At 52.7% G+C, this 1,394-nt stretch carries 1 protein-coding gene; it reads left to right on the top strand.

The window, feature by feature from the left end; genetic code table 11:
- On the top strand, nucleotides 1-1,394 hold a 1,394-nt coding region (locus GBI66_RS19095), incomplete at both ends, for an Ig-like domain-containing protein (protein WP_151717177.1).

The raw sequence follows: 1,394 nt of genomic DNA, 5'->3' as shown, positions 1-1,394 counted from the left end.
ACCTTCACCGATACCGCGGGTAACAGCAGCAACATCACAGATACGCAAGTGTATACCGTTGATGTGACTGCACCGAATGCCCCAGACATTGATCCAATCAATGGCACTGATCCAATTACCGGTACAGCAGAACCAGGTTCAACCGTAACGGTGACCTTCCCGAATGGTACCAGCGTTCAAGTACCAACAGATCCAACCACAGGGGTATGGACCACACCAAACCCAGGTAACTTGCCAGATGGCAGTACGGTGACAGCGATTGCCACTGACCCAGCAGGCAACCCATCATTACCAGGCAGTGAAGTGGTGGACAGCCTACCACCGAACCCAGCGGGTGCGGTACTCAACATCGATGCAGTGACTGCAGACAACGTATTGAATGCAGCAGAGTCAGGTGGCAATGTAACCATCACAGGTACCTTGACGGGTATCCCTGCTGATGCAGCGACCAGTGCTGTGACCTTGTTGATCAATGGCGTGACCTATACAGCGACCGTTGATCCAGCAACAGGCAACTGGAGCGCGAGTGTTGCAGGTAGTGACCTGTTGGCGGATGGTGATAAAACCATTGATGCAACAGCAACCTTCACCGATACCGCGGGTAACAGCAGCAACATCACAGATACGCAAGTGTATACCGTAGATGTGACTGCACCGAATGCCCCAGACATTGATCCAATCAATGGCACAGATCCAATTACCGGTACAGCAGAACCAGGTTCAACCGTAACGGTGACCTTCCCGAATGGTACGACGGTTCAAGTACCAACAGATCCAACCACAGGGGTATGGACCACACCAAACCCAGGTAACTTGCCAGATGGCAGTACGGTGACAGCGATTGCCACTGACCCAGCAGGCAACCCATCATTACCAGGCAGTGAAGTGGTGGACAGCCTACCACCGAACCCAGCGGGTGCGGTACTGAACATCGATGCAGTGACTGCAGACAACGTGGTGAATGCCACTGAGGGTGCAGGCAATGTGACGATCACAGGTACCTTGACCGGTATCCCAACGGATGCAGCAACGACTGTTGTGACCTTGTTGATCAACGGTGTGAGCTACACAGCGATTGTGAATACGGTTGCAGGTACGTGGAGTGCAAGTGTTGCGGGCAGTGACCTGTTGGCCGATGGTGATAAAACCATTGATGCAACAGCAACCTTCACCGATGCAGCAGGCAACAGCAGCAACATCACTGATACGCAAGTGTATAGCGTTGATATCACCCCACCAGACAACAGCACCACGACAATCAGCATTAACCCAATTGCGGGCGATGGTGTGGTTGACTCAACTGAAGCAGGTGCGAACCAAACCATCAGCGGTACCGTTACAGGTGAATACACGGTTGGTGATGTGGTGACCGTGAACGTCAATGGCGTTAACTT

It is taken from the genome of Acinetobacter sp. TUM15071 (genome assembly GCF_008980925.1).
Taxonomy (GTDB): domain Bacteria; phylum Pseudomonadota; class Gammaproteobacteria; order Pseudomonadales; family Moraxellaceae; genus Acinetobacter; species Acinetobacter dispersus.
Note: the sequence above shows the minus strand (reverse complement) of the source record. Positions and strands in the feature narration are given on the sequence as shown.